General features: G+C 57.3%; 28 protein-coding genes and 2 tRNA genes. 18 read left to right on the top strand and 12 right to left on the bottom strand.

From position 1 onward, the window contains the following. Positions 1-80 precede the first annotated feature (80 nt). The 3 genes from speB (at position 81) to PVA19_RS17830 (ending at position 2,907) form a co-directional block, all read left to right on the top strand. Positions 81-1,034: an agmatinase gene (gene speB / locus PVA19_RS17820; protein ID WP_274103722.1), complete on the top strand. Its 954-nt coding sequence runs from the start codon at positions 81-83 to the stop codon at positions 1,032-1,034. A gap of 71 nt (positions 1,035-1,105) precedes the next feature. After that, entirely contained in the window at positions 1,106-2,032 is a 927-nt protein-coding gene (gene argC, locus PVA19_RS17825) for an N-acetyl-gamma-glutamyl-phosphate reductase (RefSeq protein WP_274103723.1), read from the top strand. Beyond that, positions 2,029-2,907 (top strand): aminoglycoside phosphotransferase family protein, encoded by an 879-nt coding sequence (locus PVA19_RS17830; RefSeq protein ID WP_274103724.1) that lies wholly within the window; start codon positions 2,029-2,031, stop codon positions 2,905-2,907. Before argC ends, PVA19_RS17830 begins: the two co-directional genes overlap by 4 nt. Here the strand turns inward: PVA19_RS17830 and PVA19_RS17835 are convergent. After that, positions 2,897-4,015 (bottom strand): COX15/CtaA family protein, encoded by a 1,119-nt coding sequence (locus PVA19_RS17835; protein WP_116494094.1) that lies wholly within the window; start codon positions 4,013-4,015, stop codon positions 2,897-2,899. The genes PVA19_RS17830 and PVA19_RS17835 overlap by 11 nt on opposite strands. Positions 4,016-4,188: 173 nt before the next feature. Here PVA19_RS17835 and PVA19_RS17840 point away from each other — a divergent pair, with 173 nt between their 5' ends. After that, the gene (locus tag PVA19_RS17840) at positions 4,189-4,401 is read left to right on the top strand and encodes a DUF2842 domain-containing protein (RefSeq protein WP_062426135.1); all 213 of its coding nucleotides are present in this window, start codon (positions 4,189-4,191) and stop codon (positions 4,399-4,401) included. Positions 4,402-4,460: 59 nt separating this feature from the next. Here PVA19_RS17840 and PVA19_RS17845 read toward each other — a convergent pair whose 3' ends face one another. Next, a complete protein-coding gene (locus tag PVA19_RS17845) occupies positions 4,461-5,087 on the bottom strand; it encodes a tyrosine-protein kinase family protein (RefSeq protein WP_274103725.1) in 627 nt (208 codons plus the stop codon). A gap of 220 nt (positions 5,088-5,307) precedes the next feature. On the opposite strand from PVA19_RS17845, the gene PVA19_RS17850 reads away from it, so the two are divergent. The 3 genes from PVA19_RS17850 to PVA19_RS17860 all read left to right on the top strand — a co-directional run bounded on the left by PVA19_RS17850 (position 5,308) and on the right by PVA19_RS17860 (position 7,952). After that, complete coding sequence (locus tag PVA19_RS17850) at positions 5,308-5,880, top strand: polysaccharide biosynthesis/export family protein (protein ID WP_062437808.1); 573 nt, start codon at positions 5,308-5,310, stop codon at positions 5,878-5,880. 512 nt (positions 5,881-6,392) lie between these two features. After that, positions 6,393-7,709, top strand: coding sequence for an undecaprenyl-phosphate glucose phosphotransferase (locus PVA19_RS17855; RefSeq protein ID WP_376784943.1), 1,317 nt, complete (start codon positions 6,393-6,395; stop codon positions 7,707-7,709). 93 nt (positions 7,710-7,802) lie between these two features. Beyond that, the gene (locus PVA19_RS17860; protein ID WP_111847855.1) at positions 7,803-7,952 is read left to right on the top strand and encodes a hypothetical protein; all 150 of its coding nucleotides are present in this window, start codon (positions 7,803-7,805) and stop codon (positions 7,950-7,952) included. Positions 7,953-8,339: 387 nt separating this feature from the next. Here PVA19_RS17860 and PVA19_RS17865 read toward each other — a convergent pair. The 4 genes from PVA19_RS17865 to PVA19_RS17880 all read right to left on the bottom strand — a co-directional run bounded on the left by PVA19_RS17865 (position 8,340) and on the right by PVA19_RS17880 (position 11,473). Continuing rightward, positions 8,340-8,416, bottom strand: a tRNA-Pro gene (locus PVA19_RS17865). Positions 8,417-8,519: 103 nt separating this feature from the next. After that, positions 8,520-9,905 carry a glycoside hydrolase family 28 protein gene (locus tag PVA19_RS17870; RefSeq protein WP_274103727.1) on the bottom strand — a complete coding sequence of 462 codons (1,386 nt, stop codon included), beginning with the start codon at positions 9,903-9,905 and terminating at the stop codon, positions 8,520-8,522. Between the two features lie 320 nt (positions 9,906-10,225). After that, on the bottom strand, positions 10,226-10,753 hold the full coding sequence (locus PVA19_RS17875) for a dual specificity protein phosphatase family protein (RefSeq protein WP_062598340.1): 528 nt from the start codon (positions 10,751-10,753) through the stop codon (positions 10,226-10,228). 132 nt (positions 10,754-10,885) lie between these two features. Further along, complete coding sequence (locus tag PVA19_RS17880; protein ID WP_112518984.1) at positions 10,886-11,473, bottom strand: YqaA family protein; 588 nt, start codon at positions 11,471-11,473, stop codon at positions 10,886-10,888. Between the two features lie 537 nt (positions 11,474-12,010). Between PVA19_RS17880 and PVA19_RS17885 the strand changes: the two genes are divergently transcribed. Beyond that, a complete protein-coding gene (locus PVA19_RS17885; protein WP_062598189.1) occupies positions 12,011-12,658 on the top strand; it encodes an exopolysaccharide biosynthesis protein in 648 nt (215 codons plus the stop codon). Here the strand turns inward: PVA19_RS17885 and PVA19_RS17890 are convergent. Continuing rightward, entirely contained in the window at positions 12,645-12,938 is a 294-nt protein-coding gene (locus PVA19_RS17890) for a PGPGW domain-containing protein (RefSeq protein WP_112359640.1), read from the bottom strand. The genes PVA19_RS17885 and PVA19_RS17890 overlap by 14 nt on opposite strands. Positions 12,939-13,114: 176 nt before the next feature. Between PVA19_RS17890 and PVA19_RS17895 the strand changes: the two genes are divergently transcribed. The 3 genes from PVA19_RS17895 to PVA19_RS17905 all read left to right on the top strand — a co-directional run bounded on the left by PVA19_RS17895 (position 13,115) and on the right by PVA19_RS17905 (position 13,956). Beyond that, positions 13,115-13,189, top strand: a tRNA-Asn gene (locus tag PVA19_RS17895). A 175-nt stretch (positions 13,190-13,364) separates the two neighbouring features. Continuing rightward, positions 13,365-13,694, top strand: a complete 330-nt coding sequence (locus PVA19_RS17900; protein ID WP_274103728.1) for a helix-turn-helix domain-containing protein — start codon at positions 13,365-13,367, stop codon at positions 13,692-13,694. Position 13,695: 1 nt separating this feature from the next. Then, positions 13,696-13,956: a hypothetical protein gene (locus PVA19_RS17905; protein ID WP_062425568.1), complete on the top strand. Its 261-nt coding sequence runs from the start codon at positions 13,696-13,698 to the stop codon at positions 13,954-13,956. Between the two features lie 210 nt (positions 13,957-14,166). Here PVA19_RS17905 and PVA19_RS17910 read toward each other — a convergent pair whose 3' ends face one another. Further along, positions 14,167-14,490, bottom strand: a complete 324-nt coding sequence (locus PVA19_RS17910) for a DUF2934 domain-containing protein (RefSeq protein WP_274103729.1) — start codon at positions 14,488-14,490, stop codon at positions 14,167-14,169. A 169-nt stretch (positions 14,491-14,659) separates the two neighbouring features. Between PVA19_RS17910 and PVA19_RS17915 the strand changes: the two genes are divergently transcribed. Continuing rightward, positions 14,660-14,905, top strand: a complete 246-nt coding sequence (locus PVA19_RS17915; RefSeq protein WP_062425570.1) for a hypothetical protein — start codon at positions 14,660-14,662, stop codon at positions 14,903-14,905. Between the two features lie 119 nt (positions 14,906-15,024). Here PVA19_RS17915 and PVA19_RS17920 read toward each other — a convergent pair whose 3' ends face one another. The 3 genes from PVA19_RS17920 to PVA19_RS17930 form a co-directional block, all read right to left on the bottom strand. Further along, positions 15,025-15,468, bottom strand: a complete 444-nt coding sequence (locus PVA19_RS17920) for a TIGR02594 family protein (protein ID WP_111847849.1) — start codon at positions 15,466-15,468, stop codon at positions 15,025-15,027. Between the two features lie 207 nt (positions 15,469-15,675). Then, on the bottom strand, positions 15,676-16,233 hold the full coding sequence (locus tag PVA19_RS17925; RefSeq protein ID WP_440598619.1) for a methylated-DNA--[protein]-cysteine S-methyltransferase: 558 nt from the start codon (positions 16,231-16,233) through the stop codon (positions 15,676-15,678). Between the two features lie 233 nt (positions 16,234-16,466). Beyond that, on the bottom strand, positions 16,467-16,733 hold the full coding sequence (locus PVA19_RS17930; RefSeq protein WP_062425573.1) for a DUF982 domain-containing protein: 267 nt from the start codon (positions 16,731-16,733) through the stop codon (positions 16,467-16,469). A gap of 189 nt (positions 16,734-16,922) precedes the next feature. On the opposite strand from PVA19_RS17930, the gene PVA19_RS17935 reads away from it, so the two are divergent. The 4 genes from PVA19_RS17935 (at position 16,923) to sseA (ending at position 21,718) form a co-directional block, all read left to right on the top strand. Next, entirely contained in the window at positions 16,923-18,371 is a 1,449-nt protein-coding gene (locus PVA19_RS17935; RefSeq protein WP_113272300.1) for a cryptochrome/photolyase family protein, read from the top strand. A gap of 120 nt (positions 18,372-18,491) precedes the next feature. After that, positions 18,492-19,529, top strand: coding sequence for a cysteine synthase A (locus PVA19_RS17940; protein WP_062437857.1), 1,038 nt, complete (start codon positions 18,492-18,494; stop codon positions 19,527-19,529). Between the two features lie 12 nt (positions 19,530-19,541). After that, positions 19,542-20,279, top strand: a complete 738-nt coding sequence (locus tag PVA19_RS17945; protein WP_274103730.1) for an alanyl-tRNA editing protein — start codon at positions 19,542-19,544, stop codon at positions 20,277-20,279. 17 nt (positions 20,280-20,296) lie between these two features. Beyond that, a complete protein-coding gene (gene sseA / locus PVA19_RS17950) occupies positions 20,297-21,718 on the top strand; it encodes a 3-mercaptopyruvate sulfurtransferase (protein ID WP_274103731.1) in 1,422 nt (473 codons plus the stop codon). Positions 21,719-21,816: 98 nt separating this feature from the next. On the opposite strand, the gene PVA19_RS17955 is transcribed toward sseA, so the two are convergent. Next, positions 21,817-22,659: a DUF4344 domain-containing metallopeptidase gene (locus PVA19_RS17955; RefSeq protein WP_274103732.1), complete on the bottom strand. Its 843-nt coding sequence runs from the start codon at positions 22,657-22,659 to the stop codon at positions 21,817-21,819. 202 nt (positions 22,660-22,861) lie between these two features. On the opposite strand from PVA19_RS17955, the gene PVA19_RS17960 reads away from it, so the two are divergent. Continuing rightward, positions 22,862-23,329, top strand: a complete 468-nt coding sequence (locus PVA19_RS17960) for a DUF1203 domain-containing protein (protein ID WP_274103733.1) — start codon at positions 22,862-22,864, stop codon at positions 23,327-23,329. A gap of 160 nt (positions 23,330-23,489) precedes the next feature. After that, positions 23,490-25,481: a bifunctional 2',3'-cyclic-nucleotide 2'-phosphodiesterase/3'-nucleotidase gene (locus tag PVA19_RS17965; protein WP_274103734.1), complete on the top strand. Its 1,992-nt coding sequence runs from the start codon at positions 23,490-23,492 to the stop codon at positions 25,479-25,481. Positions 25,482-25,520 lie beyond the last annotated feature (39 nt).

A 25,520-nucleotide genomic window follows, 5' to 3' on the forward strand; every position in this document is an offset into this window, starting at 1 on the left:
TGTTTACCACGAGGCAATCTTATCCCGAACTGCTTAATGCGATATTGAATATTCTCGATATTTCCACTGAAGGATGAGCAATGGCTAAAAAGACGATCGATCACGCCTTCACGGCCCCTTCTCTCACCTCGGGGGCCAGCGATCCGACCCATGCAGGCGTGCTGTCCTTCATGCGTCGTCGCTACAGCAAGAACCTGGAGGGCGCTTCCACCGTGGTCTGGGGCATTCCTTTCGATGCTGCCACATCCAACCGGCCCGGCGCTCGTTTCGGACCTCAGGCGATCCGTCGCGCTTCAGCCATTTTCGACAACGATCCGCAATATCCCTTCGCACGTGATCTCTTCGAGTCGATGCCGACGATCGACTATGGAGACTGCCTGCTGGACTACGGCAATCATTGGCAGACACCCGAGACAATCGAGCAGGAGGCGCGCAATATCATCGCCGATAGCGACTATCTGCTGACACTGGGTGGCGATCACTTCATCACCTGGCCGCTTCTGAAAGCGCATGTGGCCAAGCATGGTCCCTTGGCGCTGGTGCAGTTCGACGCCCATCAGGATACATGGTTCGATGATGGCAAGCGCATCGATCACGGCTCCTTCGTTGTGCGCGCCGCGCGTGATGGGTTGATTGACCCGGATCGTTCGATCCAGATCGGTATCCGCACGCATGCGCCCGAAGATTGCGGCATCAAGATCCTCTATGGCTACGAGCTTGAGGATATGCGCGCCGCCGACATTGCCTCACTGATCGTCAGGCACACGGGTGGCCTACCGACCTATCTGACCTTCGATATAGATTGCCTCGACCCGGCCTTTGCGCCCGGCACCGGCACGCCCGTGGCTGGTGGGCCATCGAGCGCGAAAATCCTCTCGGTCCTGCGCGGCCTTGGGCAACTCGACATTCGCGGTTCCGACGTGGTGGAGGTGGCGCCGGCTTATGATCATGCGGATATCACCGCCATTGCCGGGGCAACGGTTGCGATGTATATGCTTGGGCTGCGTGCCGAGCGGCTTGCAAGATCAACCTGATCCGCATCCCACGCGCTAACAAATCGAGTCTGAAAACTCCCACAACACATTGAAAATGTAAGGTTACGGACATGGCAGCGAAAATCTTCATCGATGGCGAACACGGCACTACAGGCTTGCAGATCCGCACGCGCCTGGCCGACCGCCGCGATATCGAGCTGCTGTCGATTCCTGAAGCCGAGCGCCGCAATGCATCCATGCGCGAGGATATGCTGAACAGCGCCGATATCTCGATCCTCTGCCTGCCGGATGATGCGTCCAAGGAAGCTGTTTCCATGGTGTCCGGCAACAACAAGGTTCGGATCATCGATACCTCTACCGCTTTCCGTATCCACCCGGACTGGGCCTACGGCTTTGCCGAGATGGACAAGGATCAGGCGGAAAAGGTTCGCTCCGCCCGCTTCGTCGCCAATCCCGGCTGCTACCCCACCGGTGCCATCGCCCTCATCCGTCCCTTGCGTGCCGCAGGCATTCTGCCGGACGGCTATCCCGTAAGCGTCAACGCCGTTTCCGGTTATACCGGCGGCGGCAAGCAGATGATTGCGCAGATGGAAGATCAGAGCCGCGAGGATGCGATCAGCGCCAACAACTTCCTCTACGGCCTGACCCTGAAGCACAAGCACGTGCCGGAAATGAAGAGCCATGGGCTCCTGGATCGCGCACCGCTCTTTTCACCATCGGTCGGTCGCTTCCCGCAGGGCATGATCGTTCAGGTTCCGCTGTTTGCCGCCAACCTCAAGGACGGCACGACTGTGGAAACGGTTCACGCCGCCCTCACGCAGCATTATGCCGGACAGGACATCGTCAAGGTCGTGCCTCTGGAAGAGAGCAGGTTGATCGCGCGTATCGATGCGGAAGAACTCGCAAACCAGGATATCATGAAGCTCCACGTCTTCGGCAATGCAGAGCACATCAATCTCGTCGCGGTTCTCGATAATCTCGGCAAAGGCGCATCGGGTGCGGCCGTTCAAAACATGGAGCTGATGCTGTCTGCATGAGCGAGAGCGTCGTCACGGCCGACATTCCGGATGAGATCAAAAGGCGGTGGAGCATTTCCTTCGCCTTTTTTCTTGCCGATACAGCGAGCAGCATTGTCCACCGGGTTGGTTTGACGGATGGCTCCTCAGCGATCTTGAAGCGATTGAAGCCGCGGGGAATGGGCGAGCTTCCCGGTATGACCTTCCTGGAGTGGCGACAGGGCCAAGGTGCTGTGCGCCTCCTGCAGAAAAAGGGTACAGAATGCCTGCTGGAAGATGCGGGTGATCTGACGCTTCGCGCCTACCGTCTTCAGCATGGGGAAGATGCCTCGAATGCAGTCATCCGCGGCGTTCTCCAGAGACTTCACGCGGCAGGCGGAGCACCTCCGGGTGGGCTCACAACGTTGGACCAGCATTTCCGCTCTCTCTTTGCCTGGGCCGAGACGGAAAGCGATGAGCGCCTGCGTGAGCCTCTGCAGTACTGTGCCGAGATCCTTCGGGAATTGCTCGCTCATCAGCAGATGGTAAGGCCACTGCATGGAGACCTGCACCACGACAACATCGTCACGGGTGGCCCACGCGGCTGGATGGCAATCGATCCTCAGGGACTGGTCGGGGATCCCGCCTATGATGTCGCAAACATCTTCGGCAACCCGCTGAACGCCCTGCCGGACATCGTTGATACGCAACGGATCAGACGGCTCTGTGACATTTTTTCAGAAACGCTGGACTGCTCGCGAGAGAAAATCCTCCGCTACGCCATTGCGCATGCGGGAGCATCGATCTGCTGGTCCCTCGAGGATGATGGCAGCGTCCTCGATGAAAGCGAGAACGCTTTGGAGCGTCTCGCCTTCCTCACCGTTGCACGCGGCCTATTAAACGATCTCAGTCTCTGACTTCGACGGATACCGGCGCAGGATATTCCCCGATAAAACCGCGCCAGTGGGCAATGGCGAAACCAAGGACGATCATCGCCATGCCCTGATGGGCGAGCGCCACGTGGATATCCACATGGGTGAGAAGCGTGGTGATGCCGAGGCACGCCTGCACACAGACCAGAACGAAGAACAGCACGGAACGTCTCGCATGTGGCGTGTTCGGCAATCTGCGGCAGAGGCTCACCATGTGCCAAAGTGTCGCGGCAAACAGCGTATAGGCGCCCATTCGGTGGACAAATTGCACCGTCTTCGGGTTCTCGAAAAGATTGATCCACCAGGGCTGCTGGATGAAGAGATCACCCGGGATGAGTGAACCGTCCATCAGCGGCCAGGTGTTATAGGAAAGACCGGCATTGAGGCCGGCAACGAGCGCGCCGAGATAGATCTGGACGAGACAGAGCACCGCTAAGAGGGCCGCAAAGCGCCTGCCCTCGCGCTCATGCGATGCTTCTGGAGAATGGTAGGAAAGACCGCGCAATATCCACATGCAGCCCGCAAAAATCAGGCAGGCGATCGTCAGATGGGTCGCGAGCCGGTACTGGGACACGTCCGTGCGGTTGACCAGGCCGGACGACACCATCCACCAGCCGACGAAGCCCTGAAAACCTCCAAGCGCCAGAAGACCGACCAATGGCAGGCGCAGGCGTTTCTCGATGCGCCCCGTCAGCCAGAAATAGGCCAGCGGCAGAGCAAAGATCAACCCGATGGCCCGCGCCAGCAGACGATGCGCCCATTCCCACCAGAAGATGGTCTTGAACTCGTCCAGCGACATGCCGCGATTGATTTCCTGATATTGCGGAATGCGCTTGTAGAGTTGGAATTCTTCTTCCCATTCGGCAACCGTCAAGGGCGGGATGGCGCCGTGGATCGGCTTCCATTCCGTGATCGACAGCCCCGATTCGGTCAGGCGTGTTGCACCGCCCACGAGGACGAGACAGAACAGCGTAAACAGCACCACGCGCAGCCAGATTCGCAGAAGCTTGCGGTTGCTCTCCTGCTGCTGCAAAGCCGTTTTCACCCGTTTTTCGACAGAGGCATCCGCCGTCGCCAGCGTATCGGATCGCATTCTTGACACTCCACAATTCCTAACATTGGTTTGCCTCAAGCGGCTGGGCAAAACAAGGGGTTAGCCTTTGCGGCATCGGGTCGCGGCAGATCCGCTTGCGAAAAGCGATACCGTTTTTGATGGGCGCTGCTATAGAGGAATCCCAGGAACACGTGACGGACGAGACATCAGCCATGCATCCCCGCCTTAGATCATTCATCGGCACTATCATCATCATTCTGCTGGTCGTGACCTATGCGGTTGTTGCCACGGCCTTCGCCTCGGCAACGCTCGCAAACTCGCCGTGGTGGGTTCACCTCGGCTATTTCGTGCTGTCCGGTCTTCTGTGGATCTTGCCGGCCATGCTGATCATCAAATGGATGGCCGGACCGAAACGGCAGAAATAATTCGTTTCGCTGGAAGCGTGGCAAACGACGCGTTTCAGGCAGTCAGTGGTGCGGCCTGGTCAGGCCCTCGCTGCCGATACCATCGGAATGATCTGGCTGTGTCCGCTCGCGCGGAACGCCGTCTCTGCCTCACGAAGCACCTCAGGATCACCATCCGGAACGGAAAGGACGATTTCCGCATCGACATATTTCAGGATGCGCGAGATTTCAGCAGGATTGGCTGCGCCGAACTCGAGCAGCACAGTATCGTAACTCCCCGACAATGCGCCGAGCACCATCACGAGCCGCTCGAGTACGCCGCTGACGCGATGTCCCGAGCCCACGCCTTGCGGAACGATATGCGCCGTGGAGAGCCGGTCACGATGGATGGTTTCGCCGAAGGCCGCATCACCGGTCAGGAGATCCATGATGCCCGGGAGCGATTCGTCCGACACCATCAGCCGCGAAGGAGCCCCCGTCGCGGTCATGTCCACAAGCACCACAGATCGCGCCAGCTCGGCAATCGCTCTTGCCAGCATGACGGTCGCTGTCGATCCATCCGCACCACTGGGTGACGCAACAACCGCAACGGGCTTGGCGCCTGGCATGACGAGCAGATCCGCAACATAGGCTATCGGAAGCCCAGCTTCCGCAGAGGCGGGATCAAGATCATCCTGTGGTTCAGTCGCATTATCGTTCGCGGTCATGGCGCCTTCATTTTCCTCATCGCCGGCAGCTTTTGCTCGCACGGCCACCGTTCTACCCTTCTAACCGCGTCGCAGTAACACAAGCGTTAAACAGTCGACGCCACGCGAAACTTCAGACGGTCTCCAGGGAAATTCTTGCAAAAGAAGTTTTCTTTACCGGGAATTAACCATGACGAACGGATAACTGGGGTCAAGAAATGTCCCCGGAGCATGATTGCGAATGAATTTCGCCATCCCACGTTTGATATCAGCTTTTGCCCTCGCCGCGACGATGACGCTTGGTGGTTGCGCTGCCTATCAACCCGCGCCCTCCGCCATCAATGCCGCTGCCCTACAGCCCTATCGTCTGGATAGCGGCGACAGGTTGCGCGTTACCGTTTTCGATCAAGCCGGCCTCACCAACACCTACACTGTCGACCAGGCGGGCTACATCGCCTTCCCGCTCGTCGGGCAAATTCCGGCACGCGGCCGAACGGCCAAGCAGGTTGAAGCAGCGCTCGCCGCCCAGCTCCGCAAAGGCTATCTGCGCAATCCCGATGTCAGCATCGAGGTCGATCGCTATCGCCCGATCTTCGTGATGGGTGAAGTGGGCAGACCGGGGCAGTATTCCTACGTCCCCGGCATGACGATCCAGAACGCCATTGCCATTGCGGGAGGCTTCACCTCACGTGCAAACCAGCGCGACGTTGATGTGACGCGGAAACTCAACGCAGACGTCAACACCGGGCGCGTGCTGATCTCAGCACCTGTGCTGGGGGGCGACACCATCTATGTGCGGGAGCGTTTCTTTTGAGGAAACTGCGTTGTAGCGCTCCCTGGCTTCACCAAAGCTAAAGCCAGAAATTCAAGTTCAGCGGCAGAAGCGGCAGGCGCCGATCCGGCAGCCTAGACCTCTGTCCATAGTTGCGGGTAAACTGGTATTGCGTATCCCGCCCCCATTACTGCTGTAGCGGCCTGATACTTCTTGTCAGCGCTTCAGTGAAATCAAAAGTGTGAAGCGATTCCTTGCATGGCAGTCGTCAACGCTTCTTTTAGTATCTATGGCTTATCTGTATCTGAAAATGATGGCGGGATAAGTCTATGGGCGATCAAGAAAGAGACGGACGAAGCTCCGATCTCGATGTCGTGCGGTTGCAGCTCTCTCAGAAAGCGGCAGGCGACGGCAATAAGCCGACCCTCAATCCCCTCGCCCGGCAGGTCGCCAATCAACTTCGCGATACCAGCCACTCACCGAATATGGTGATCGGTCAGCTGCGCCTCTTCGAGTTCGTCGGCCTTTCGATCATTGCGCTCGTCCTCAATGGCATGGAAATCTCCGGCAGCTGGCGGGTTCATCTGGCGCTTGTGGTCACCTGCCTCTTCAACGCAGGTTTCACCGCTCTTCTGCTTCAGCTGACCGATACCTACCAGCTCCCCTCGCTGCGCCGCCCTCTAGCCATGGCCGCGCGCATCGTCGGTTCATACGTCACCGCATGCGCCGTGACAGCCGGCGCAATGTACATGTTGTTGAGGGAGGATGGCTACTCTTGGGCAGGCTTTGCCTGGTGGGTCGCCGCGGGATCAGTCTTTCTTCTTCTGGAACGATCGATCGTGGGGCTCGCTATCCGGCACTGGGGCCGCAACGGGGTCATGGAACGCCGCGCCGTCATCGTCGGCGGGGGTCAGGCAGCCAAAGATCTGATCCGTTCTCTGGAACGCCACGATAACGATATCCGTATCTGCGGTATTTTCGACGACCGCACCGGTAACCGCTCGCCCGATATCGTCGCAGGTTACCCGAAGCTCGGCACCTTCGCAGAACTGGTCGAGTTCGCGCGACTGACGAAACTCGATATGCTGATCATCGCGCTGCCCATCAGCGCCGAAGCGCGCATCATGGAGCTTCTTCGAACGCTTTGGGTGCTGCCCGTCGATATCCGCATTGCGGCCCATGCCAACAAGCTGCGTTTCAGACCCCGCTCCTATTCCCGCGATGGCGGCGTGCCGATGCTCGACGTTGTGGACAAGCCCATTCGGGACTGGGACGGCGTGGCGAAACGGATGTTCGACATTCTCTTCAGCGTCATCGCTCTGCTCCTGCTCTGGCCTGTGATGATCGGAGCCGCGATCGCGGTCAAATCAACGTCGAAAGGTCCAGTGTTCTTCAGGCAGAAGCGCCACGGCTTCAATAACGAGACCATCAACGTCTGGAAGTTCCGGTCGATGTATACCGAAATGAGCGATCCAAGCGCTGTCAAGGCAGTGACCAAGAATGACCCGCGCGTCACGCCGGTGGGACGTTTCCTACGCAAGTCCTCGCTGGACGAACTGCCTCAGTTTTTCAATGTGTTGGCGGGGGATCTGTCCCTCGTCGGTCCCCGGCCACACGCCGTCCATGCCCAGACGGGCGACCTGAAATATACCGAGGTCGTGGAACACTATTTCGCCCGTCACAAGGTCAAGCCAGGCGTTACCGGTTGGGCGCAGATCAACGGTTGGCGCGGGGAAATCGACAATAGCGACAAGATCAAGCAGCGCACCGCTTTCGATCTCTACTACATTGAAAACTGGTCTCTTTGGCTCGACCTCAAGATTCTTTTTCTGACACCGATCCGCCTGTTGAAGTCAGAAAACGCTTACTGACGGACCTGTAGCCGATTACCACCTCCCCCGTGGAACCGGGCAGGATTTTCCGCGTTGTTCAGCCGTACATCTTCATTTTCAGGGGAAATCCGAATGACGCGGTCTAACAATCTCTACTTCATCATTGGCGCGCTGGTCGTACTCGTCGCCGCTCTTGGCATCTATGTGTGGCACGAAGAGTCGAAGCCTAAGGGTATCGAAATGAATATCGGACCAAACGGCGTGTCCGTGCAGGAAAACTGATCGTCTTCGGGAGGGGCGCAGCACACTATCTTGCTGCGCTACCTCGCGCGCATCGGCGCCTCATACAAATTAGAGACGCCTGTCCTGTCAGGCCAAGCCCACGAAGGACAGGATCATGCCAACGACTACAACCAGACCTACAATATAGATAATGCTGTTCATTTCTCTCTCCATCTCTTTCGAAGCATCCCCAGCGATGCCTCGATTTGTTACGATGGACTAACACGTCGCCCCGCTTGAGCGTTCCATTAGAAAATTCAAAAATGAACGATTGGGTGGATTAATGGGTGAAGATAAAGAGCCGCGCCATCTCCATGCGAAGATGGTCAAAGGGCTGATCCCAAGGTGTTTCTCAGAAAAATCGAGGCTTGGGGAGAACCTCAAAAATGGTCGGAGCGACAGGACTTGAACCTGCGACCCCTTGACCCCCAGTCAAGTGCGCTACCGGGCTGCGCTACGCTCCGACACAAGAGACGCGTTTATATAGAAGGCGTGTCGCACGCAACCCTAAAAATAAAGTCCGCAAACAAAAACAGAAAATCGGGTTTGCGAAGGTGAGCCTGGCGGTCAGTTCACTTCTGGGAAATCCAGCCAGCGTGCGGTGCAATCGGGTGGCGATGCTTTGTCAGACGTTGCGGAAGGTTGAGAGGCAGGCGATACCTTTACAGGCGGTGGGGGTATGAGGCCACCCGGACCGACAGATAGGGTGGCGTTGTCGATCTGCCAGCTTGCTTTGGGATCAAAGCGCACACCGTCGAACGTCACTTCAAGCGGATGGGTGGCATCATAGCCCCGGAGAACCAGCGTTCCTGTCTCTCCTGTTACACTGCGCAGCAGGATGTCTCGGTAAACCGGTATCTTCGAGCCGTGAGCCTGTTTGTCGTAACGCGTGTCAAAGTCGATCGGGCGCAGATTGCCGCGCAGGCACACATTCTCATATTGGATGCCAGTGACGAGCCCACCCCGACTGATATCGCTCTTGATACGCAGTCCCGACGTCGCCCCGTCGACGGTAACGTTTTGGACGAGGACGTTGCTCACACCCGATTCGGTCTCGCTGCCAATCGACAGGCCATGGCCCCAGTAGAGGTGACTGTTTACAATCGAGACGTATCGGGTCGGAGCGCTCCCGCCCTTGATAGCGATATTGTCGTCCCCGGCACGGATGAAGCTGTGAGCGATGGTCACATCCTGAGAACCGGCAGGATCGATGCCATCCGTGTTGCGCGCATCTGCGGGCGTATCGATGCGCACACCCCAAAGCGTGGCGCCCTTCACACGGTTCAGTATAATATGGAAGTTCGGCGCATTGCGCAGCGTCACGCGGTAGAAAACGATGTCTGCGCCGTCATCGACCTGGATCAGCCGGGGATTGTTCTGCTTGCCGCCTTGGCTTTGGGCTCTGCGGGCAAGTTGCCACCAGGTCTCCTTGCCGCCAGCCATGACCTCCCCACCCTGACCATCGATGAGGCCGTCACCGACCAGAGCCGCGCCTTGCGCTTTCTCAAACAGAAGGAAGGGGCGGCAGCCATCCCCTTTCGTATCGATTGTTCCGCACGTGCCGCTGCCGCGGTCATAAGCTTGAGGATCAGCGACTGCGGCCAATATTACGCCCCGGTCGAGCCAGAGGGTGACACCGGAACGGATTGTCAGCGGGCCGCTGACGAATCGGCCCCCAGCATTGCCGGCGACCAGCTTGATGGCCTGACCTGCGGGGCATGCATCAATTGCCGCCTGAAGCCGCTGTGTATCCAGCACCTGTTGCGCTTGTGCACTTTGCGCCGCTGGCTGCGGTGAAAGCGTGGCGCAGAGCTGTGTGGGCAAGGTCGGTTCCGATACCGCGCGACGATCGCCGGTCACGGCCGCACCAGCCGCCGAGCTCATCACAAGGATCAGCCCAACAGCAAGGCAAGCGGCAGTGGGGCGTAAGGCGGGTATCTGAGACTTGGTCATGGGCGCATCCTGTTTGGCAAGACCTCTATTCGAGGATCGTTGCGTCACGTCATGTCTCACATTTTTATGATTGGATGCCAAACCTGCAAGGCTAACCCAGCTTGCCGCGACAGATTGTTTGCGGAATCAACCACGCTTGGCTTAGGAAGGTACTTCAGCGAAAGACGGGTAAACGACGAATCGACCCGCCACTTGGAGGCTCTGACTTGGCGAACTTCCCGGACATGGGATGAGTCCCGCTCTTGAAAAAGGCGCAAAAGCGAGACGTGAAATTTATGGAGATGAGCCAACCGCAGCGATAGCACTACTGGTCGTGGCGGTTACATTTGCGCCAAACCATTTTCGATCCGCTCCCAGCTCTCATCCATAGGATAGGCCGCGGAAATGACCGGCACACCCAGATGGCCATAGCGAATGGACAATTGCTTTTCCGCGGTTTCAGGATCGACACCTGCGATCTTGCCCAGATAGATCGCGGAGGCGAGGCCTGTGCGGTCGGAGCCGGAGCGACAATGGATGAGGATCGGCTTTGGCGATGTGCGCATGATTTCGACAAGCGCTTCGGCCTTGTCCATCGATAGCGTCTCACGCGCCGACATGGCGAAATCGACATGATTTACGCCGAGTGCTTTAGACTCGGAAACCTCGTCCTTGTACCAGGTCGAGCCATCATTCTTACCGCGCAGGTTGATGACGGTCTTGATATTGTGCTGCTTCACATAAAGCGCCAGTTGCTCGGCGCTGGGCTGGTTCGAACGATAGAGTTCGCCGGCCAACACCTCATGAAAATTCCCGGAAAGCTGCAGGAAGCCGAGATAGGCGAAGAAGCTCAACAGCAGGACCGCCAAGGCGCTCCCAAGCGTGATCATTTTTTTGCGCATTCTATCCATCTTCCAACTGCTATTGACGGAAGGGATAGATGCTGAGGCTGACATCAAGATGAACGTTTCTGACCTGCAAGCGCGCAGGCGCAGACGATGTCACCGCACGAAGATATAGACGGCGTAGACGGCAATCAGGGCGCTGGCAACGAGTGCTGCGATCATGCCAAGGCGCTTCTCGATGAAGTGCCGGATGCTTTCGCCGTAACGCTGCAGAAGACCGGCCAGAATGAAGAATCGCGCACCTCGCGTCACGATGGCCGTCACGATGAAAAGCCCAAGGCTGATATTTGCGGCACCGGACAGGATCGTCACCACCTTGATCGGCGGGAGGTGCGCAAGTCCGGAGGTGATCAACAGGAGGACGATCGTTTCATAATCCACCGAAGCCTTCAGATGCTCGAACGCATCCAGCTTGCCGTAGAACTCCAAGAGCGGACGAGCAACGCTTTCGAAGGCGTAATGGCCGAGATACCACCCGGCGATTCCGCCAAGAACCGATGCGACCGTCGCGACCGTCGCATAGAACATTGCCTTGCGTGGCTTTGCCAGAACCATGGGCAGAAACAGGACATCTGCGGGCAGAAAGAAGATGGAGCTCTCGACAAAGGCAATGACGGCCAGCCACCAGACGGCGGTTTTGCGTGCCGCAAGGTTCATCGCCCAGGCATAAAGACCCTTCAGCATTTTGTTCTCCGTTCAATCCAGCGATTTTTGCATTGGGTCGGCCCAACCACGGCCTGCGCTTGTCGCCGCTGCGACTTCGTAGCGGCTTTCGTGCCTGCCTTACCGATCAAATGCGCAAATGGCAAATGATGCAGCGCAGCATCATCATGCTCAATATACAAAATTGCTGCGGCGCGAAATGTCAAAATACTCTCGTTTATCGATATCTGCGGCGGTCCTTGCTGCAGCGCAGTATCAATTCCTTTTATTCTGGCGTTTCCGCCGATTCGGCGTAGAATGGAGGGGCGAGGACATACTGAGGAGGAGACAGTTATGGACTACGTTAATTTCTTTACTTCGTTGAACCCGTTTATTCTCGGCATCTTGATGGTTGTTCTTCTGCTGGGTGCTTACAACAAGTGGGTTTCTCACTGACGAATTAAGTCGTCCATTGCCGTAAGTCTGACGCTGACCGCCTATCCCTTGAGCATTTGCGGATAGTCACTTGTGGGCGCGAATGCTATCAATCCCCGAGTTCAATTGATTTCGGGAGAAAGCATGACGCAGGACTTCGCGTTCAAAGATACGTCTGAAAATCTCAGTTCCGTTTTGCAAAAGCTGATCAATCAGCTTGGCGGAAAGACGATCACTTTGCGGGAATTGATGGAGGCCATCGGAGAACAAGGCCTCCTTCTGATGTGCGCCATCGCCTCCCTGCCCTTCCTCATCCCCGTTTCCATTCCAGGCGTCAGCACGGTGTTTGGGGCAGCCATCATCATGATCAGCCTTGCCATCATTCTGAACCGGCTGCCGTGGTTGCCCAAACGCATTCTGGATCGGCAGATGGAGACGGCGCGCCTTGTGCCTGCGCTGCAAAAGGGCATCAATATCGTGTCCTGGCTGGATAAGTATATTCGCCCACGCCTGCTTTCCCTGACGACCGGTGCAATCATGAACCGGGTGAACGGTATCGCCATCATGGTGGCAGGCCTGTTGCTGATGATGCCGCTCGGCTTCATTCCCTTCTCCAACACCCTGCCGGGGATCGCCATCCTGTTGTTCTCCGCGGGCATGATTCAGCGTGACGGAGCGACCGTGCTTGGTGGCTACCTGTTTCTCGCGCTGACGACGATTTACTTCGCAGCATTGGCCTATGCGGCGGTGTGGGCCGGCCAGGGCCTCAGCAACTCGCTTACGGGCGCTTGATGCCTTCAGCGTCTTCGCGGCGCGCCTGACGGGCGCGCTTGCGATATTCCCACCAGATGGCCAACTGACGGCGCTTGCGCCTAACGAAGCGCAAATCCTGAGACAGCACCAAAAGTCCGAGCGGAACCATCCAGAAGCCGAGAACTGGCAAGAAGCCAAGAAGGCCGCAAATCACGAGCACCGTGCCGATAACGATGCGTCCGATACGCGAGCGCGGCATCGCCACGCTCCATTTGCCCATGTGAAGCCGCCCCGTTTTGGGGTGAATACCGAAATTCACGCCAGATCACCTCAGCTCGACAGGGTTGGGACAATTTTTTTCAACATCGTCATGCCCGGAAACGTGGGGCCTTCGGTGGATAAAACAAGAGGAATTCATTTTTTTTGAAAAAAGCGCTTGGCAAATCGTCAAAGCGTTTGTATTACCCCGCTCACGCCACGCCAAGCGGCGCACGTTCCCTGGTAGCTCAGCGGTAGAGCATTCGACTGTTAATCGACAGGTCGCCGGTTCGAATCCGGCCCGGGGAGCCATTTTTACAATCGACCGCGTTGTAAGCAAGATATCTCTCCAAAAAATACCGCTGAAAAATCTCCGACCATCAACGTCTGGGGTGTACACATCGTTGCGACGAGATCGCATATTCGTTACGACGAATAAGGATCAAGGCAGCCGCTTCGGTCATCTATCGCAATGGAGACTGCGGATATGTCGATCACCGCTTCGCAATGCAGAGCCGCGCGCGCAATGCTCGATTGGTCCCCGGAAAAGCTTGGCGAAGCTGCAGGGGTAGATCTAGCGGATCTGGCGTCTTTTGAGAGCGGCCAAAGCGGATCTGATCCTGAATTGAGCGACAGGCTTCGTGCTGCTTTGGAGAAGGCCGGAATTTCCTTCATCGACAACAATCAGACATCTGCAGCCGGCGGTCCGGGTCTACGTCTTCTGAAGTCGCCCGGCGAATTCGATACCGACCAGTCTGAGACAGTACAATATAAAGAACATCTGGCGCCCGATGCGCCGACCGGAGCGGGAGGCTGATATGTCCAAGAAACAAAAGTTGGAACACTCTGAATTTTCGGGAGAGTTCGAGGATGACGGCATCACCGTGCTCGTGGATATCTTCCGGCCCGCCGGAACGCAGCAGGACTGGCAGCTGGAGGTCATCTCCGAAGAGGACGACGTGACGACCTGGGACGAGCCCTTCGCCACCGACAAGGACGCCTGGGAAGAGTTTCTCGCAACATGCGAACGGGATGGCATCAGGAGCTTTCTTGGGGACGAGGAGCCGGCCGTCCACTAAGGCGTGTCGCAATCTTTCAGATTAGCGCCTCAGGCCTTAGGCCCTAGCTATCGCATGTCTCTATCGCAAAACCGCGGCACGCTTTTGCGTGGACCATGCTTTAGACACCTTAGTCACCGGGAGATGTCTGATCGCACACGAAAAAGGCGACCGCCGTGGCGATCGCCTTAACACTTCGAACATCCAGCTTTGGTTGAAACCTGCTGGATCTCAACGCTTGCCAGCACGGCCGGAAACCGCTGTGGATGTGGCGGAGACCGGGTCGCTCGCTGGGAAGGTGTCTTCCAGACCTTCTTCAAGCTCGTCATCGGACTTACCATTGTCTTGCGACTGCTCGCGGTTCAGAGAGACGACCGCAGGCGATTGACCCGTAGCGTCTTCATCCTCCACGCCCAACACAGATGTGTTGCGTGTCGCATCGATTTCCAATTCTGCCTCTTGCCAGTGGCGCTCGTGGTCGCCATCGCGCCGACCTTCGCTTTCCCACTTCTCATAAGCCTTGTTGCGTATTTCGGATTCACGATCGACTTGCATGGTGCTTCTCCCGTTTTCGATATCGGAAAACAATCGGCACTCTTATTTGGTTCCTGCGCCCATGCTTTGACGGTGTTGTCATACGGGATGGAGTGGTCACAAAAAGGAACGAAGCGGCGCCCTGCCCGTTTCCCTCCCGACAATCATTCAATATCGATGGGAGCGTACCATGACCGACGACAAATCGACGATCGACAAGAAGAATCACCTCGACATCAAAGACGAAGATGTCGCGCGTTTCGAAACGGAAGGCGATCTGACGCAACATCAGCAGGAGTTGGACCCCGATGAGCTGACCAGCCTCAGAGCACGTCGGCAGGCGGCACGCCAGCACGAAGACGCTTTTATCGTTGCAACGGACCTGGAAGATGACGACCAGCGCGATGCCGCTCCAGGCACACGTGAACAGCCGTAGACCGCGTGCGGAAAGGGACCTAGGGTGACGTTAAACCCACCATAGATTCTCTTGTGAGCGCCATGCTGCCAGCCACGCTTTCGTGGGTGTACCCGGGCGTACTTTAACTTGAAGCGCGATTACCTACGAACAGAGACGATGGACTTGCGGCTGAAGTTGGACACCTGTACGCGGCCGGACTGGTTGCCGCCGAGGATTTGAGCAGTGGCACCACTCATGCTCTTCAGGATGCCTGCGTGATATCGCTTGCCGCTTCTGACGACCACAACGTCACCGGGTTTGGCGGCACCGACCGGAACAGCGTAACCGAAGGATTTCCAGGATTTGGCGAAACCGGAGGATTTTGGTGGGGTACGTCCCGATTTCTCGGCAACAACGCTGAGAAAGTGGCCGCACCACGGAGTTTTACGAGGGTTGACGCCCAAAATTGCTTTCAGCGTCTTGTTGTTCTTGCCTTCATGAAGACCGGCATATTGCTCGGCTTGGTTCAACATGCCCGCCGAGGCGGGCGTTATGACCGCGGCACACAGCCCCACAGCCAAAAGAAACGCAGATACTCTCACTCTCTTGCCCTTTAAAAGCACAGGACAACTTGGCTCCAGCCCGCGCCGAAGTGTCCTTGCGCACATTCAAAGTAGGGCAGTCTTAGGAGCGAAACGTCTCGCTCACGACGACTGCTGATGAGCCGTCTATGCTCCGAATCTAGCCAGAATTTGACGAGACATGGGCGATTATGGGTATGTTATGCCCCAAAATCGCCCTTGGAGTTATCAAAATAGTGAAGCCTGTTCGGGTTTTGGCTGAATGTTGAAAAGACCTTCCAACGCCAGCATTTGCAGCTTCGTCTTCACGCCGCCCTCAGCCGAAAAGCCACCCGGCTTACCGCCAGCGGCAAGAACCCGATGGCATGGGATAAGAAGCGGCAGCGGATTTTTTGCCATCGCCTGCCCAACGATCTGAGCAGCTTGCGGGGGAGCATTCAATTCCTTCGCGATTTCACCATAGGTTTTCGATGTTCCCCACGGCATAGCCCGCACGATTCCATAAACCGTTGAAAAGAAATCACTTTGAGGGCCGACATCAAGTTGGATATTCAGAAATTCGACCGGTTGACCTTTGAAATAGGCTCTCACCTTTTCCAATAGAGGCCTTGCTTCCGCACTCGGGTCGGAATGTTCGGCATTGGGCAGACGGCGTGATAGATGGGCCCTCGCATCATCTTCCAAATCAAAGGGCAACTGGAAACGGCAGATGCCGCCTTCATGCCATGCGAAGGCGCAAAACCCCATGGCAGTAGAGAAGGTTGAGTAGCGGATTTTGCGCGTCACCGGCCTGCCCCATTTCAGTCCCATTCGGCCAAACGAGCGTCGGGGTTAACGTTTCAGCAACCATTTTTTTGAGGTTAAGTCGAGGCTTTATCAAAGATTTTTAGGCGAAGATGTGTCGGTAAACGGCTGCCTCACCCCGACATCCAAGTGATAGAGCGCAGCAAAAAGCCACCCGGCGGGAACGCGGCGGGTGGCTGAAAAGGTCTTCTTAATCTGAAGATCGAACGGGTCGCTTACGATGCGAGCTTAGGCATCTCCACGAGGCGGTTTGCATCCCGGCTCGCCTCAACGAAAGCGGTCCGTGCGATCTCGCCGGAAACGCTTCCCAGAAGCGACGCCCTGCAAAGGCGCAACGCCTGCTCATACGCCTTGCCATGGCGGCTGGGCCACTCGTGTTGGAGAAAATCAAAGGCTTCATAAACGCCGTTGAAGGTGCGAGGCGCGCCGTTCTCAAGAGAGATCACAACAGGCGCATCCCATTTTACTTCATTCAGCATCATTGGTGGGTCTTCCATTCTCAATTCACGTGCCTCCAACGTCACGTCCGGCATATGGTTCCACCTGTTTTGATTTAAACCCAACAAAATTTACCCTTCAAAAACCATAGGTATCGCACCACCGTATTACCCTCGTTGCAGGGGAGCAAAACCCCCTTACGCGCGTTAAAAATGAAAGCAGAAGGAAAGCCGATGACGACGCAGGACAGCCCCATAATCCTTTGGTTTCGCAAGGACTTGCGCCTTTCTGACAATCGCGCCCTTGCAGCCGCGCGGGAGCATGGCGGAGCGATCATTCCTCTCTATATACGCGAGGATCGACAGGGCTCAAACGGCCCTTTGGGTGGCGCGCAGGAGTGGTGGCTTCATCACTCGCTGAAAGCCCTTTCCGACCAGTTGGAAAAGCTTGAAAGTCGCCTCATCCTGCGCAGTGGAGACCCCAGCAAAATCCTCAAGTCACTTATTGGTGACGTGGGCGCTGGTGCTGTGTTCTGGAACCGTCGTTACGACCCCGATGGTGTGGAGATCGACAGCCACCTCAAGAAGCAGCTTCGCGATGATGGATACGAGGTCGAGAGTTTCTCGGGCCATCTCCTGCACGAACCATCCAAGGTGAAGACCAAGAGTGGCGGACCCTACCGCGTCTACACGCCTTTCTGGCGCGCCATCGAAGGTGGAGACGAGCCGCCAGAGCCCACGGGCAAGCCGCGCCAGATATCAGCGCCTTCCAGTTGGCCGACGTCGGAAAAGCTGGACAGTTGGAAGCTCCTGCCGACAAAACCGGATTGGGCAAAGGATTTCTCGGACGTCTGGACGCCGGGCGAAGCGGGAGCCAAAGAGCGGCTGGACGATTTCATCGATAGCGCGCTCAAGGGCTATGAGAAGGGTCGTGACTTCCCAGCACAGCCTGCAACCTCGATGCTCTCTCCGCACCTAACCCACGGGGAGATCACGCCTGCCCAGCTCTGGCACGCCACCAAAGGCCTTTCCTCCCACATCGCCTCGAACGACATCAGCCGGTTTCGCAAGGAGATCGTCTGGCGCGAGTTCTGCTACCATCTTCTCTTCCACTTCCCCAAACTCGACGAGAAGAACTGGAACGACAGTTTCGATGCGTTCGAATGGAAAACGGACACGGCAAAGTTCAACGCCTGGAAGAAGGGCATGACCGGCTACCCGATCGTCGATGCTGGCATGCGGCAGTTGTGGAAGCACGGCGTCATGCACAATCGCGTGCGGATGATCACGGCGTCCTTCATGATCAAGCATCTGCTGATCGACTGGCGTAAAGGAGAGAAGTGGTTTCGTGATACGCTTGTGGATGCCGACCCTGCCTCGAATGCTGGCAACTGGCAGTGGGTGGCCGGATCGGGTGCCGACGCCTCGCCGTTCTTCCGCATCTTCAATCCTATCATTCAGGGCGAGAAGTTCGATCCCGACGGAGACTATGTCAAAACTTTCGTGCCGGAGCTTTCGAAGCTCGATGCCAAGTACATTCACAAGCCGTTCGATGCGCCTAAGCATGTGCTGGACAAGGCCGGGATCGAATTGGGCAAGACCTATCCAAAGCCCGTCGTCGATCATAATGAGGCACGCCAGCGTGCGCTTGAGGCCTACTCCCATATCAAGAAGAGTGAATAACCTGGGCATCAGCAAGATTTTGCGCTGGAACCCTCTTCGCCAGAAGATAATTTCTTGTCACAAGGCCGTTAGATAACGACATAACGGCTTTGAATCGCTGACTGGACAGAAGGCCTGATCATGACCATCCATTCTTCCGTGCTGACCGCAATTGGGAACACCCCGCTCATCCGCCTCAAGGCAGCATCCGAGGCCACGGGCTGCGAAATTCTGGGCAAGGCCGAGTTCATGAATCCAGGCCAGTCGGTCAAGGATCGTGCCGCGCTGTTCATCATTCGAGATGCGGAACGACGCGGGCTCTTACGTCCCGGCGGCACGATTGTGGAAGGTACGGCCGGCAACACCGGCATCGGGCTTGCGCTGGTTGCCAACGCGCTCGGCTACAAGACGGTGATCGTTATCCCGGAGACGCAGAGCCAGGAGAAAAAGGACGCGCTGAAGCTTCTTGGCGCACAGCTTGTCGAAGTGCCGGCCGCCCCCTACTCCAACCCTAACAACTATGTGAAGGTCTCCGGTCGTCTGGCAAAGCAGCTTGCCGCAACCGATCCGAACGGAGCAATCTGGGCAAACCAGTTCGACAATATCGCCAACCGTCAGGCGCATATCGAAACAACCGCACCGGAAATCTGGGACCAGACGGATGGCAAGGTGGACGGTTTCATCTGCGCCGTCGGTTCCGGCGGGACGCTAGCCGGCGTCGCGGACGGTCTTCGCGATTTCAACCCCGATATCAAGATCGGCCTTGCCGATCCGGAAGGGGCAGCGCTTTACGAATTCTACAAGAACGGCGTCCTGAAGTCGGAAGGATCCTCGATTACCGAGGGCATCGGCCAAGGTCGCATAACGGCCAATCTCGAAGGCTTTACACCGGATTTTGCCTATCGAATCTCGGACGCCGAGGCGCTTCCGATCATCTTCGAACTGATCACCAAGGACGGTCTGTGCCTTGGCGGCTCTTCAGGCATCAACATTGCCGGCGCAATTCGGCTTGCCCGCGACCTCGGACCCGGGCATACAATCGTCACGATACTTTGTGACTACGGTAACCGTTACCAGTCCAAGCTCTTCAACCCCGACTTCCTGCGCTCCAAGGGGCTTCCCCTTCCGGCCTGGTTGACGGAGAAGAAAGAGATTTCGGTTCCGTACGAAACCGTCTGAGGTCAATGCAATATGCCTGTGAATGCCCTGTTTCGTGATGATTTTTATCTTTCAACTTGCGAAGCGGTGGTCACGGCAGTGCATGAAGATGGTGGCGTAGAGCTGGATCAGACCTGCTTCTATGCCACGTCAGGCGGCCAGCCCGGCGATACGGGCTTTCTCGAACGGGCCGATGGCGCGAAGATCGAACTCGGCGTAACGCGCCATGGCGCGGACAAGAGCGTCATCATTCACGTGCCCCTGGACGGTCAGCCCTCCCCGGACATCGGCGAAAAGCTGACCCTTCATATCGACTGGCAGCGACGCTACAAGCTGATGCGGATGCACACCGCCTGTCATCTCCTATCGGTGGTCTGCTCCTGGCCGATCACCGGTGCTGCCGTTGGCGAGGATGAATCGCGGGTCGATTTCGATATGTCGGAGACGATCGACAAGGATGCGATCACCGCCAAGCTGATGGAACTCGTCGAGCAGAATCACCCCATCTACCTGCAATGGATCACCGACGAGGAGCTGGCGGCCAATCCTGGCATCGTCAAGTCCAAGCATGTCCGGCCACCCGTCGGGCTTGGCCGTGTCAGCCTCGTCTGCATCGGCGAGAATTCTTCGGTTGACAGTCAGCCCTGCGGCGGCACTCATGTGTCGGAAACGCAGGAAGTCGGCGAGATTTACATCGCCAAGATCGAAAAGAAAGGCAAGGAAAACCGCCGTTTCCGCATTCGCTTCGGCAAACCCGCCGACGCCGCCTGATTTCTGGGAGAAACATCGTGAGCACCGATAAAAGCCGTTTCGTCGTTTCGGCGGATTGGGTCGAGCAGCAGCTTGGAACACCGCACTTCCGCATCGTCGATGCGTCCTGGTATCTGCCGGCACATAAACGCGACGGAAAGCAGGAATATGCCAGCGGCCACATTCCAGGCGCCGTCTTCTTCGATCAGGACGCAATTGCCGATCATGAGACGGGCCTTCCGCACTCCCTGCCCTCCCCGGATTTTTTTGCCGAGGAAGTCGGCAAGCTTGGGATTACCGACACCGATACGATCGTGGTCTATGATGGCCCCGGCTTCTTCTCCGCGCCGCGCGTCTGGTGGATGCTGCGCGTCATGGGTGCCGAAACGGTTTATGTGCTGGATGGCGGCCTCGATGGCTGGAAGGCTGCCGGCAAACCGCTTGAGACGGAAGCTCCGCAGATCGAGCAGGCAGAGTTTCACGCCGAGTTCAAAGCCAACCGTGTGACCTCGTTCTCCGATATGCGCGCTGTCGTCGAGACGGGCGAAAAGCAGGTTGCCGACGCCAGAGGTGCTGGCCGCTTCACCGGAGACGAGGCCGAGCCGCGCGCCGGCATGCGTTCCGGCCATATGCCTGGTGCTCGCAGCCTGCCTGCCACTGCCTTTTCGGAGAACGGCCACTTCAAGGATCTGCCAACCATCCGCAAGATGATTGCAGAGGCCGGCATCGATCTTTCCAAGCCGGTCGTCACCAGTTGCGGTTCCGGCGTGACGGCCGCCGTCGTGACGCTGGCGCTAGAGTCGCTCGGTCATTCGGACAATTCGCTTTATGACGGCTCATGGTCGGAGTGGGGATCGAAAGAGGACACGCCTATCGTGACTGGCCCGGCAGAGCCTCTGCAGACGGAGCCACACGGTCCCCTCAAAGCCCATGTCACCCAGCTTGAAATGACATCGGCGCCAAAGGTCAGCCTGGCGGTGCCGGTCAATATCCAGACGGCGATCATGCGAACGCATGACATCCCGCTGCATTTTTATCGCTATCTCTACTGGCGCGTCGGCAAGCGCTGGCATTGGCAAAAGCGCATGCGCATGAGCGATGCCGAGCTTACCGCCGTGCTGCGCGACCCAAAGAACTGCGTAACAGTGCTCTACCTCAACGGTTCGCCTGCTGGCTTCTTCGAGTTCAACAGAGGCAATGACGACGTCACCGAACTATCCTACTTCGGTCTGATGGAAGAGGCGATCGGCGCTGGTGTCGGAAAATGGTTCCTGCTTCAGGCGCTTTACTCGATCTGGCAAGATAACCCCAAGAAGGTCACCGTTTCCACCAATACTCTGGACCACCCGCGCGCCTTGCAGCTCTACCAGATGATGGGCTTTTCCCCCGTCAGCACCTATGAAGCCTGGGTGGAGCCGCTGACCGACAGCGAATATCTCGAAATTTCGCGCCGCGGCTAAGCTGCCAAGTTGGCGTCCGCCTCTCCTGGATCGGATGAGGCGGGCTCATTCAGCGTGGCATTACTTCGCCTTCGCTGTAGGCGATCGAGCCTCAGCTCTTAAAGCTCTTGGCCGAGATTGACGGCGGTCGGGATTTCTTTCGCGGGCGCGTCTCCGCGGTCGCCATTGGTTGCGAGAAGATGGGCCGCGATCAGCTCGCCGTGAAATCTTGCGAGCTCATAGCAATAGGTGATCTCGCGGCGTTCCTCGGACCAGTAAGCATCCGGTCGGCCGCAGCTTCTGGCCGTTAGCTTTACCGTGCCCTTGAGCTCATAAGCACTAAATTCGCGGGCGATGAGATCGAGAACCTTAGATTCCTTCACCATCGTCGCATAGATATCCAGAAACGGATCGCGCGCGGGCTCATATCGTATGTCGAATTTCGTCGTGCCCGGCGTCTTCACATGGGATTTGAGTAAGTCGCTCCAGCGCGCCACGGTCTGCGGATAAGCCACTTCGCAGGCCTTCCACTCATCCTTTGGCAGCCCCATCAATTCTGCAAGATCGCCGTAGCCCTCGTTGTCCTTGCCGACCATGAGGCAGGCCATCTGACGGTCGCGGGCGACATTCGGGACAAGAACGCTATAGAGCGGCGCATTATGCTCGGGAAGCTCTCCTGAGCTACGCGCGAGATACCAGCTATCGGTGGCATTGACGATGGCCGTATCCAGCCACTCCTGGTTGGCTTCCAGCATGATCGTGCCGGCAAGCTGGTCTGCGGTATTGCGACCGTCGTCCGCATCGGGAAGGCTGAAATCGGAGATCAGCATCTTGGCGGCTTCGTGATAGACGCCGAATACGGCATTGCCGATGACGAAATTGACCGTCTGCTGCAACTGCTCGTCGGAAAGATCGTCAAGTGCGGGCGCAACCTGCGCATGCGCAGACGGCAAGGCGGACACTAAAAAAGCGACCGAAAGAACGGCTCGAAACCTTCGCAGCATTGACGTCAACTTTCCAGAACGAGGACGCAGCATAGATCGCTAAACAGAACGGTCCACGCAATGGGTTGGTTTCGCTTACCGGCAAGAAACGGGTGGATAGAGATTTGTTTGGCAGCCATAGCGACAAAGAAGCAACTGAACGAGATCGCAAGGAGCCACTATGACCGCCATCCTATTCACCGCACTGCCTAAAGACCATGTCGATGCCATCAGGCGTGGAGAACCAGATTCGAACGGCCAAGTGCCTGAACGAATGATCGCCTCAGCAGATCTGCCCTGCCGCGCCTGTCTCGGTCTGATCAAGAGTGGCGAGTCGGCCCTGCTAATCTCCTACCGGCCCTTTCGTCATGTGCAGCCTTACGCCGAGACCGGGCCGATTTTCATTCATGCGGAAGACTGCGGGTCTTATGATTCCGCACAGGTACCACCTCCAATGCTGAACAGTTCGGACTACATTGTCCGGGGCTACGATGCGGGCGACCGCATCGTTTACGGCACGGGTGCGGTCACCCCCACGGCTGAGATTGTGTCGCGCGCGCAGGAACTGCTTGAAAGGCCGGACATCGCCTATGTGCATGTACGCTCGGCACGCAACAATTGCTTCCAGTGCCGCATCGACAGAGCGTGAGGCGGGACGAGGCCGGTGTGGGATACATTAAATTTCGCTCATGCGACCGTCGGGATGGGTTGCGTCATACACGCGTCATTTTGCTGGTAGACTCCTCAGCAATTCGTTTTACCTTGTCGCGGTTGAGACAGGTCATCGTATTTTGAGATCAGGAGTTTCCATGTCTTCCCTTATCGGCCTTCACCCTATCACGCGCCGTTCGCTTCTCAGCGGCATTGCGGCTTCGTCCGCCTTCGTCATGCTGCATCCTTTTGCGGCGCGTGCTGCGGGCAACCAGGCGCATCTGCGCATCATGGAAACCACCGATATCCACGTCCACGTCTTCCCTTACGACTACTATGCCGACAAGCCGAACGACACGCTGGGTCTGGCAAGGACGGCATCGCTAATCGATGCCGTGCGTGCCGAAGCCGGCAACTCCATGCTGGTCGATAATGGCGACTTTCTTCAGGGCAACCCGCTTGGCGATTACATCGCCTATGAGCGCGGCATGAAAGCGGGCGACAAGCACCCGGTCATCAATGCCATGAACGTGCTCGGTTATGATTGCGGCACACTTGGCAATCACGAGTTCAATTACGGCCTCGATTTCATGTTCAACACGCTGGGCGGCGCAAAATTCCCCTATGTCTGCGCCAACCTGACCAAGGGTCAACTGGCGTCCGATCCGAAGCAGGACGAGCTCTTCTTCAAGCCCTATGTGATCCTGGAAAAGCAGATCCGCGATGGGTCCGGCACGACAAGCCCGATCAAGGTCGGCATCATCGGCTTTGTACCGCCGCAGATCATGATGTGGGACGCGAAGAACCTTGAAGGCAAGGCGCAGACGCGCGACATCGTCGATGCTGCAAAGGCCTGGGTGCCGGTGATGAAGGAACAGGGCGCCGATATCGTCATTGCCCTCTCCCACTCCGGTATCGAGGGCAAAGGCCAGAGCGAGCGTATGGAAAATGCGTCGCTTTATCTCGCAGGCGTTCAAGGCATCGACGCGGTCTTTACCGGTCACCAGCATCTGGTCTTCCCCGGCCCGAAGACATGGGATGGCATCGAGGGCGCCGATCCCGTCAAGGGCACGCTGATGGGCAAGCCCGCAGTCATGGCGGGCTTCTGGGGCTCGCATATGGGCCTCATCGATCTCCTGCTCGAAAAGGACGGCAAGAGCTGGAAGATCGTCGACTTCACCTCCGAGGCCCGCCCCATCTACCACCGCGATGACAACCGCAAGATCGTGGCCGATGTGAAGGACAAGCCCGAGGTGATCGAGGCGGTCAAGACCGATCACGAGGGAGCACTCGCCTATGTGCGCCGTCCCGTCGGCAAGAGCTCTGCGCCCCTCTATTCCTATTTCGCGCTGGTGGCGGACGATCCGTCCGTGCAGATCGTCTCCAATGCACAGACCTGGTACATCAAGGATATGCTGAAGGAAGGCCAGTACAAGGACCTTCCGGTACTTTCCGCAGCCGCGCCCTTCAAGTCGGGTGGTCGTGGCGGAGCGGACTACTATACGGATGTCCCTGCCGGTGACATTGCGATCAAGAATGTCGCCGACCTTTATCTCTATCCAAACACGGTGCAGGCCGTTCTCATCAACGGCGCGCAGGTGAAGGACTGGCTGGAAATGTCGGCTGGCATGTTCAACACCGTCAAGGCCGGTTCCAAGGACGCTCCCCTGCTGAGCAGCGACTTCCCGTCCTACAATTTCGACGTGATTGATGGTGTCACCTACCAGATCGATGTGTCGAAGCCTGCGAAGTTCGACAAGGATGGCAAGGCGGTCAATCCGGACAGCAGCCGCATCGTCAATCTGCAGTTCCAAGGCAAGCCGATTGACCCGGAACAGAAATTCGTTGTTGCCACGAACAATTACCGCGCCAGCGGCGGCGGCAAGTTCCCGGCGATCGGCAGCGACAAGATCATCTTCGTCGCCCCCGATACCAACCGCGATGTGATCGTGCGCTACATCATGAATCAAGGCACGATCAATCCATCGGCTGACGACAACTGGTCTTTCGCAAAGGTGGCGGATACGACAGCCATTTTCGAGACAGGCCCGAAGGGTCGTCAATATGCCAAGGAGGTGAAGGGTGCCAAGATCGAGGACGATGGCGATGGCGCCGAAGGCTTTGCCAAGTTCCGTCTGATGCTCGGCTAATGGTCGTGGCGGCGGCAGTTTTGTCGCCGCCACTTCTCA

Origin of the sequence: Agrobacterium sp. CNPSo 3708, from assembly GCF_028674915.1 — a bacterium.
GTDB classification, from domain to species: Bacteria; Pseudomonadota; Alphaproteobacteria; order Rhizobiales; family Rhizobiaceae; genus Agrobacterium; species Agrobacterium cavarae.

Bases quoted from the DNA above. Each gene is read 5' to 3' on its own strand.
- PVA19_RS17935 (WP_113272300.1), top strand. From the start codon at position 16,923: ATGACGACGCAGGACAGCCCCATAATCCTTTGGTTTCGCAAGGACTTG.
- PVA19_RS17965 (WP_274103734.1), top strand. From the start codon at position 23,490: ATGTCTTCCCTTATCGGCCTTCACCCTATCACGCGCCGTTCGCTTCTC.
- speB (WP_274103722.1), top strand. From the start codon at position 81: ATGGCTAAAAAGACGATCGATCACGCCTTCACGGCCCCTTCTCTCACC.
- PVA19_RS17850 (WP_062437808.1), top strand. From the start codon at position 5,308: ATGAATTTCGCCATCCCACGTTTGATATCAGCTTTTGCCCTCGCCGCG.
- PVA19_RS17915 (WP_062425570.1), top strand. From the start codon at position 14,660: ATGACCGACGACAAATCGACGATCGACAAGAAGAATCACCTCGACATC.
- PVA19_RS17960 (WP_274103733.1), top strand. From the start codon at position 22,862: ATGACCGCCATCCTATTCACCGCACTGCCTAAAGACCATGTCGATGCC.
- PVA19_RS17835 (WP_116494094.1), bottom strand. From the start codon at position 4,015: ATGCGATCCGATACGCTGGCGACGGCGGATGCCTCTGTCGAAAAACGG.
- argC (WP_274103723.1), top strand. From the start codon at position 1,106: ATGGCAGCGAAAATCTTCATCGATGGCGAACACGGCACTACAGGCTTG.
- PVA19_RS17845 (WP_274103725.1), bottom strand. From the start codon at position 5,087: ATGACCGCGAACGATAATGCGACTGAACCACAGGATGATCTTGATCCC.
- PVA19_RS17860 (WP_111847855.1), top strand. From the start codon at position 7,803: ATGACGCGGTCTAACAATCTCTACTTCATCATTGGCGCGCTGGTCGTA.
- PVA19_RS17830 (WP_274103724.1), top strand. From the start codon at position 2,029: ATGAGCGAGAGCGTCGTCACGGCCGACATTCCGGATGAGATCAAAAGG.
- PVA19_RS17930 (WP_062425573.1), bottom strand. From the start codon at position 16,733: ATGATGCTGAATGAAGTAAAATGGGATGCGCCTGTTGTGATCTCTCTT.
- PVA19_RS17840 (WP_062426135.1), top strand. From the start codon at position 4,189: ATGCATCCCCGCCTTAGATCATTCATCGGCACTATCATCATCATTCTG.
- PVA19_RS17945 (WP_274103730.1), top strand. From the start codon at position 19,542: ATGCCTGTGAATGCCCTGTTTCGTGATGATTTTTATCTTTCAACTTGC.
- PVA19_RS17910 (WP_274103729.1), bottom strand. From the start codon at position 14,490: ATGCAAGTCGATCGTGAATCCGAAATACGCAACAAGGCTTATGAGAAG.
- PVA19_RS17885 (WP_062598189.1), top strand. From the start codon at position 12,011: ATGACGCAGGACTTCGCGTTCAAAGATACGTCTGAAAATCTCAGTTCC.
- PVA19_RS17900 (WP_274103728.1), top strand. From the start codon at position 13,365: ATGTCGATCACCGCTTCGCAATGCAGAGCCGCGCGCGCAATGCTCGAT.
- PVA19_RS17855 (WP_376784943.1), top strand. From the start codon at position 6,393: ATGGAAATCTCCGGCAGCTGGCGGGTTCATCTGGCGCTTGTGGTCACC.
- PVA19_RS17940 (WP_062437857.1), top strand. From the start codon at position 18,492: ATGACCATCCATTCTTCCGTGCTGACCGCAATTGGGAACACCCCGCTC.
- PVA19_RS17870 (WP_274103727.1), bottom strand. From the start codon at position 9,905: ATGACCAAGTCTCAGATACCCGCCTTACGCCCCACTGCCGCTTGCCTT.
- PVA19_RS17905 (WP_062425568.1), top strand. From the start codon at position 13,696: ATGTCCAAGAAACAAAAGTTGGAACACTCTGAATTTTCGGGAGAGTTC.
- PVA19_RS17880 (WP_112518984.1), bottom strand. From the start codon at position 11,473: ATGCTGAAGGGTCTTTATGCCTGGGCGATGAACCTTGCGGCACGCAAA.